At 56.1% G+C, this 7,225-nt stretch carries 6 protein-coding genes and 1 pseudogene; 6 read left to right on the top strand and 1 reads right to left on the bottom strand.

Features of this window, described 5'->3' with window-relative positions; all coding sequences use genetic code 11:
• Positions 1-483 (bottom strand): annotated as a pseudogene (locus NW841_RS02685) (S9 family peptidase); the annotation flags it as partial.
• A 359-nt stretch (positions 484-842) separates the two neighbouring features.
• Between NW841_RS02685 and urtA the strand changes: the two are divergent.
• From urtA to mnmH, 6 genes are all read left to right on the top strand, one after another.
• A complete protein-coding gene (gene urtA, locus NW841_RS02680; RefSeq protein ID WP_414332597.1) occupies positions 843-2,117 on the top strand; it encodes an urea ABC transporter substrate-binding protein in 1,275 nt (424 codons plus the stop codon).
• Between the two features lie 108 nt (positions 2,118-2,225).
• Positions 2,226-3,383 (top strand): urea ABC transporter permease subunit UrtB, encoded by a 1,158-nt coding sequence (gene urtB, locus NW841_RS02675; RefSeq protein WP_414332599.1) that lies wholly within the window; start codon positions 2,226-2,228, stop codon positions 3,381-3,383.
• A gap of 56 nt (positions 3,384-3,439) precedes the next feature.
• The gene (gene urtC, locus NW841_RS02670) at positions 3,440-4,585 is read left to right on the top strand and encodes an urea ABC transporter permease subunit UrtC (RefSeq protein ID WP_414348890.1); all 1,146 of its coding nucleotides are present in this window, start codon (positions 3,440-3,442) and stop codon (positions 4,583-4,585) included.
• Between the two features lie 148 nt (positions 4,586-4,733).
• Positions 4,734-5,501, top strand: coding sequence for an urea ABC transporter ATP-binding protein UrtD (gene urtD, locus NW841_RS02665; RefSeq protein ID WP_414332603.1), 768 nt, complete (start codon positions 4,734-4,736; stop codon positions 5,499-5,501).
• Positions 5,502-5,567: 66 nt separating this feature from the next.
• Complete coding sequence (gene urtE, locus NW841_RS02660; protein WP_414367710.1) at positions 5,568-6,320, top strand: urea ABC transporter ATP-binding subunit UrtE; 753 nt, start codon at positions 5,568-5,570, stop codon at positions 6,318-6,320.
• A 129-nt stretch (positions 6,321-6,449) separates the two neighbouring features.
• On the top strand, positions 6,450-7,225 hold a 776-nt coding region (mnmH, locus tag NW841_RS02655; RefSeq protein WP_414385230.1), incomplete at its 3' end, for a tRNA 2-selenouridine(34) synthase MnmH.

The following is a 7,225-nucleotide window of genomic DNA, read 5'->3' as shown; positions in this document are numbered from 1 at the left end:
CAAAACCTGCGGGGATCCGCTTTCTAGATCGATGGCCACCAGCGTATTTTCTGGCTCTCCCTGCTGGCTGTGATCCTCGCGCACGCAGAGGATGCGCCGGCGCCTCCTGTCCACCACCCCGTCGGCATAGCGGTAGGGGCCAGCTTCGGTGAGGGGCTGGGGATCCGAAGCCGGCAGCAGGCGGTAGAGCCGTTGATCGGCAAAGTTGCAAAAGTACACCACCCCCTCGGAGACCCAGTAGGCGCCGCCGCCGTACTCATGCACCCGCGTGCGCACGTTGAAGGGTGCTGGCGTCAGTTCCTGCACCGTCCCGTCGGCAGCTCGCCGCATCAGTACATTTCGCCCCTTCTCCTGCGGGCGGCCCTCCGTCCAGTAGAGATCCCCCTTGTCCCAAGCCGGTTGCCCTAGGCGTAGGGATCCGGCCACCACCAGGTCAGCGGTAATTGGGGATCGCCAAGATCCATAGCCAGCCTGTTGCACCATAAGCCATCAATTTTCAACCTCGAAATCTCCATTATGCCGAGAGCAAGGGATCCCTGGGAGCTTGGCGAGAACAGGCTCAGATTCTGGAAAAAAGTATCTCACAACACAATTTCTTCCTGGCTGAATGGGTTTGATAAAACACGTCGAGGCAACAGGGGCGCACGACGCTCTCTCGACTGCAGAACTGGCTTTTCCCCCTGTTGATATTGGGAAGGCATTGGTGAAAACCTCAGCCGAGCGCAGTTGGGCAAGCTGATCCATGGGCAAGGTGATGAGCTGAGTGCTTCCCCCCGTTAGCCAGGCTGCTGTAACCACACTTCGCTACATCCTTTGCACTCACCTCGTTTCGGAGTTTACCGATGGCTCAATCTTTTAATCGTCGTCAAGTGCTGAAAATGGGCGCGCTGGCCGGAGCCGGGGCTGCCTTAGGGCCGCAGATCTGGGTGAAGCGGTCTGTGCCTGCCTATGCTCAGGGAGAGACTATTCGCGTTGGCATTTTGCACTCCCTCAGCGGCACGATGGCCATTTCGGAAACCAGTGTGGTGGATGCGGAAAAGCTAGCCATTAAAGAGATCAATGCCGCCGGTGGGGTTTTGGGCAAGCAGATCGAGCCCATCATCGAGGATGGCGCCTCCGATTGGCCAACCTTTGCCGAGAAAGCCACCAAATTGATCGATGTGGACAAGGTGGCAACAGTATTCGGCTGTTGGACCTCGGCCAGCCGCAAGGCAGTTTTGCCGGTATTTGAATCCAAGCAACACCTGCTCTGGTATCCCGTACAGTACGAAGGACAAGAGTGCTCCAAAAACATCTTCTACACCGGCGCTGCCCCCAACCAGCAGATCGAGCCTTCTGTGGAATGGCTGCTCAAGAACAAGGGCAAAGAGTTTTTCCTGGTGGGATCCGACTATGTCTTCCCCCGCACGGCCAACACCATCATCAAGGCCCAGTTAGAGGCCCTGGGCGGCAAGGTTGTGGGAGAAGATTACCTGCCTCTGGGCAACACCGAAGTGACTCCCATTATCAGCAAAATCCGTGCCGCTCTTCCCAACGGCGGCGTGATCTACAACAGCCTGAATGGCGACAGCAATGTGGCCTTCTTTAAGCAACTGAAAGCAGCCGGTCTGGAGCCGGATCGCTATCCCTCTATGTCCGTCAGCATTGCCGAAGAAGAGGTGCAGGCGATTGGCTCCGAGTTCCTAGAAGGCCACTACGCTGCCTGGAACTACTTCATGACGGTGGATACGCCTGCCAACAAGAAGTTTGTGGAAGCCTTCAAGGCAGAATACGGCCAAAACCGCGTCACCAACGACCCGATGGAAGCGGCCTATATCATGGTTTACATCTGGAAGCAGGCGGTGGAAAAAGCGGGAACCGTGGAGATCGACGCGGTGCGCCAAGCAGCCTACGGCCAAACCTTTGATGCCCCAGAGGGTCTGGTGACGATGAACACCAACCACCACCTGACCAAGTACGTGCGGATCGGCCAGGTGCGCTCTGATGGGCTGTTTGATGTCATCTTTTCTACAGACGCTGTGGAGCCACAGCCCTGGAACCAGTTTGTGGCGGAAACCAAGGGCTTTGCCTGCGACTGGTCGGATCCGGCCAAAGGCGGTCGCTTCAAAGTCAGCTAGCCCTGTTGAGCGCTGGGTGCGGGATCCCTTGCGGGTGAGTTGGGGATCCCGTCCTGGAGTTGGAAGCGCGTCCCCCGTCAACGGGTAAAGAAGGAGGATCCCCTGCCGATGACCTTGCTTTTGGATAGCTTGTTTAACGGCATCAGTATTGGCACCGTTTTGCTGATAGCCGCTCTGGGCCTGGCGATTGTCTTCGGCCTCATGGGGGTGATCAATATGGCCCATGGGGAGCTGATGATGTTGGGGGCCTACACCACCTTTGTGGTGCAAAATGCCTTCCGACAATTGGGGGATCCCTGGCGGGATCTGTATATCTTTCCAGCCTTGGTTGCCGCTTTTGTCGTCACGGCCCTGGCGGGTCTGGCTCTGGAGCGGGGGGTGATTCGCTTTTTGTATGGGCGGCCGCTGGAAACCCTTTTGGCCACCTGGGGCGTGAGCCTGATCCTGCAGCAGTTCGTGCGCAGCGTCAATTGGGTGTTGGCTTTCCGCTTGGGGGCCTTTGCGGTGCTCTTTTTTGGCGGCTGGTGGCTCTTGGCAAAACGGGCCGATTGGCCGCGCCTCAAAGGCTGGGTGCTGACGTTGTTGTTGGTGCTTTCTACGGCCATTGTGGCAGTAGGCGGGCGGGTTCTGGCCCAAACCTATGCCCTGGCCGTCACCCAGCCCTGGTTTGGGGCCCAAAATAGAGACGTGACCGCTCCTCGCTGGCTGCGGGGTGGGATCCCGGTGGGCAACCTGTTTTTGCCCAATACTCGCCTGTTCATCATCGCCCTCACCGTTGTCTGTATCCTGGGGCTGTACTTTTTCTTGCAACGCACCCGCTGGGGGTTGCGCATCCGCGCCGTCACCCAAAATCGGGCCATGAGCGCTTGTGTCGGGATCCCTACGCAAACGGTGGATGCTCTCACCTTTGCCATGGGTTCGGGTCTGGCAGGAGTAGCCGGCGTGGCCGTCAGCCTGCTGGGATCCGTGGGGCCCAATACCGGCCAGAACTACATCGTGGATACCTTCATGGTGGTTGTCGTGGGGGGTGTGGGCAAGCTCCTGGGCAGCATTGTGGCGGCACTGGGGATCGGAATTGCCAACTTTGTCATCGGTTCCGGGACGCTGGCTTTGATCTTTCCCAACGTGCCGATCCTGACCGATACCCTCAACTTTTTTGCCACCACCAGCATGGCTAAGGTGATGGTCTTTGCCTTAATTGTGGCCTTTTTGCAGGTGCGCCCCCGCGGCCTTTTCCCCGAAAAAGGTCGCATGGTGGATGCCTAGGACAGCCCTCTTGAGCGAATCTTTCTAGCCGTATCCCCCATCCCCCCACACCGCCCATGAAACTGGCTCATCTCCCCCCCGCTGATCGTGAAGAGGCCATTCTTGCCACCGGTCGGGATCCCAGTCCTGCCCGCAAGCTCCTGTGGGAAGTTGGGATCCTCATTGGCCTGGCGCTGGCTTTGATCTTGGTGGCCCCAACTGTGTTGTCGGGTTTTCGGCTGAACTTGTTGGGGCGATTTCTGGCATTGAGCATTGTTGCCCTGGGGATCGACCTTATCTGGGGCTATACCGGCATGCTGAGTCTGGGGCATGGGGTGTTCTTTGCCTTGGGGGGCTATGCTTTGGGGATGCACCTCAAGTTGCAACTGCCAGAGGGACAGATACCGGAGTTTTTCAGCCTCTATGGGGTAACGGAATTGCCCTGGTTTTGGTACCCTTTTTATTCGTTTCCGTTTACGGCTATTGCTATTGTCTTGATCCCGGCTGTGGTGGCAGCAGCTCTGGGGTACTTGGTGGTGAGAAATCGCATCCGAGGAGTTTATTTTTCTATTCTGACTCAGGCCACCACAATCATTTTCTTCAACTTCTTCAACGGGCAACAGCGCTTAATCAACGGCACCAACGGCCTGACCAATTTCCAGACGTTATTTGGCCTGGATGTCAACTCTTCCCAGATGCGCTTTGCTGTCTATGTGGCCACGGTTTTAACCGTTGTTTTGGCTTACCTTCTCTGTCGTTGGCTTACCAGTGGCTTGTTTGGTCGAATCCTGGTAGCCATTCGAGACGATGAGCCGCGGGTTCGTTTCTCTGGCTACGATCCCACCGGATTTAAGGTGCTGGTATTTGCCATCTCGGCTGCGCTGGCAGGGATCGCCGGGGCTTTGTTTACCTTACAAACTGGCATCATTTCTCCCAATGCCATGGCCGTTCCCTTCTCCATTGAAATGGTGATCTGGGTAGCGGTGGGTGGTCGGGCCAGTTTAGTGGGGGCAGTGGTCGGGGCTTTGTTGGTAAACTTTGCCAAGAGTTTGCTGAGTGAAAATTTCCCAGAAATTTGGCTGTTTTTCCAGGGGGGATTGTTCCTGCTGGTGGTGCTGGTGTTGCCGGATGGTTTGGTGGGCTGGGTGCGCACCCGGGGCAGGCAGCTTTGGGTTACCTTCCAGCTTTGGCGCCGGCGTTTGGCCAATATTTCTCCAGCCTAAATCCGTGCCAGTATCCCCCTATGCAAGGTGCAACTTCAGAGTAAGAGGATCCCAATGGGTGAGGTAACGATGCCAAGTGTCCTCTCTTGTTCGATGGGCTGAGAATCCTACTCGTCCTCTGGCCTTTCCGTTCTTGGACGTGATCCCTATGCTTACAGCAGCTCCCACCACTACCCGGCAAATTTTACAAACTCAGGATCTCACCGTCAGCTTTGATGGCTTTAAGGCTTTGGACGGGCTGAACTTCTCTTTGGAAGAAGGGGAGTTAAGGGTGGTGATCGGCCCCAATGGAGCGGGCAAAACTACCTTCCTCGATGTGTTGACAGGCAAGGTCAAGCCTACTCGAGGGCGAGTGCTGTTTAAAGGAAAAGATCTGGCTAAGCTCAAGGAGCACGAAATCGCTGCCTTGGGTATTGGTCGCAAGTTCCAAACGCCGCGGGTCTACCAAAACCTGAGCGTGCGAGAAAATTTGGAGCTCTCTCTCAACCCTCACAAGGGTGTTTTCTCCACCTTATTTGGCAAAAAGCGCTTGCGAGAAAAGACTGATGCTCTCCTGGAAACCATCGGCCTGAGCCGTAAGGATCGGATCCCGGCAGGGCTGCTCTCCCATGGAGAAAAGCAATGGTTGGAGATTGGCATGGTGATTGCCCAGGATCCGGATCTGCTGCTGCTTGATGAATGCGTGGCCGGGATGACGGATAAAGAAACAGAGGCTACGGGAGAGTTAATTCAATCCTTAGCTCGAAATCACACCATTTTGGTGATTGAGCATGACATGGTATTTGTCCGGCAAATTGCTCGCAAGGTTACTGTTTTACACCAAGGAGCGGTGTTGTGCGAGGGTAGCTTTGAGGAAGTGAAGAACGACCCGCGAGTTATCGAGGTCTATCTTGGATCCCACAAAGCCAGAGGCTAAACGAAAACAGGGGAGAAGGGGAGATCTGTGTTGACCGTCCAATTAACCAACTCTATATCCAAGCCTATGAATACGGAAAACGCCACCAAAGCGCAAAATCTATCTCAAAGTGGATCTCAGCCTTTGCTGGAAGTCTGTAACCTGAGAGCTTATTATGGGCAAAGTTTAATTGTGAGAGATCTTTCTTTCAAGATCCTTCCCGGCCAAGCAGTTTGCCTTCTGGGTCGCAACGGCATGGGCAAAACTACCACGCTTAAAGCCCTAATGGGGCTTCTCAAAGACTGTACAGGCAAAGTTCTCTTTGAGGGCCGACCCATCAATCATTACCCACCCAACTGGCGGGCTCGCGCTGGCATTGGCTATGTGCCCCAAGGCCGAGAGATCTTTCCTCGCCTAACGGTTGAGGAAAATCTGCTGGTGGGGTTAGAGGCAGCACCGGACAAAGAACGGGCTATACCTGAGTTTATTTATGACTTATTCCCGATTTTGCGTTCTTTTCTAAAGCGTCCCGGTGGAGATTTGAGCGGTGGTCAGCAGCAGCAATTGGCCATTGCCAGAGCTTTGGTGGCAGAGCCTAAACTTTTACTCCTGGATGAACCCACAGAAGGGATCCAACCCTCTATCATCATTGAGATCGAAGAAGCCATTGCCCGCATCCAAAAAGAGCGGGGCGTTGCGGTGTTGCTGGTAGAACAGTACTTTGAGTTTGCTCAAAGCTTGGCCGATTACTTTTACCTCATGGAAAATGGATCCCTCGTTATGGAAGGGCCGACTGACCAAATGGACGAGGAAAAAGTGCGATCCTATCTCTCCCTCTGAGGTTAGCCTGGAGGAGGAGCCGAGCGGTGCAACTCTTGTCAGGCCCAGGGATCCCCTTAAGCAACAACCCTAGAAATCTGCCAGGATCGAGCAAGAGAGAACTCAGTCCACTCCCTCCTCCCTGCGTCTGTGGCTGCCCCCATTCACGTCACTGCCGAACCTTGGCTGCACACCTACAGCGAAATCATTGACGTGCGCTCGCCGGCAGAGTTTGCTGAAGACCATTGGCCGGGGGCCATCAACTTGCCTGTGCTTGACGATGCAGAACGGGCAGAGGTGGGCACCCTCTACAAGCAGGTGGATCCCTTTACGGCCCGCAAGCGGGGAGCCAGCCTGGTGGCCCAGAACATCGCCCGCCATCTGCAGACCCACTTTGCCGACAAGAGCCGGGACTACCACCCCCTCATCTACTGCTGGCGGGGAGGGCAGCGCTCGGCCAGCTTGGCGCTGGTATTGTCCCAGGTGGGCTGGCAGGTTACAGTTTTGCAAGGTGGCTACAAAACCTACCGCGCGTGGGTACGCCGACAACTGCAGAGCTTGCCCCAGGAGTTCACCTACCGCGTCCTCTGCGGGCCGACGGGAAGCGGCAAAACCCAGTTGCTCCACCACCTGCAGCGCCAGGGATCCCAAGTCCTCGATCTGGAAAAGCTGGCCCACCACCGCGGCTCCGTGCTGGGAGCGGAGTGGGGGATGCCGCAGCCCACCCAGAAGAGCTTTGAAAGTCAACTGGTGCAGGTTTTTCTCCAGTGGGATCCCGCCAAGCCGGTCTGGGTGGAAGCTGAGAGTGCCAAGGTGGGCCAGCTCCACCTGCCCCCTGCCCTTTGGCAGGCCCTCACCCAAGCCGATTGCGTGGAAGTGCGATTGCCTTTGGAAGAGCGGGTGAAGGGGATAATTGCCCATTATCC

Source organism: Synechococcus sp. H60.3 (assembly GCF_047462295.1).
GTDB lineage: Bacteria > Cyanobacteriota > Cyanobacteriia > Thermostichales > Thermostichaceae > Thermostichus.
Note: the sequence above shows the minus strand (reverse complement) of the source record. Positions and strands in the feature narration are given on the sequence as shown.

Coding starts and splice junctions, on each gene's coding strand:
- urtA (WP_414332597.1), top strand. CDS start 843: ATGGCTCAATCTTTTAATCGTCGTCAAGTGCTGAAAATGGGCGCGCTG.
- urtB (WP_414332599.1), top strand. CDS start 2,226: ATGACCTTGCTTTTGGATAGCTTGTTTAACGGCATCAGTATTGGCACC.
- urtC (WP_414348890.1), top strand. CDS start 3,440: ATGAAACTGGCTCATCTCCCCCCCGCTGATCGTGAAGAGGCCATTCTT.
- urtD (WP_414332603.1), top strand. CDS start 4,734: ATGCTTACAGCAGCTCCCACCACTACCCGGCAAATTTTACAAACTCAG.
- urtE (WP_414367710.1), top strand. CDS start 5,568: ATGAATACGGAAAACGCCACCAAAGCGCAAAATCTATCTCAAAGTGGA.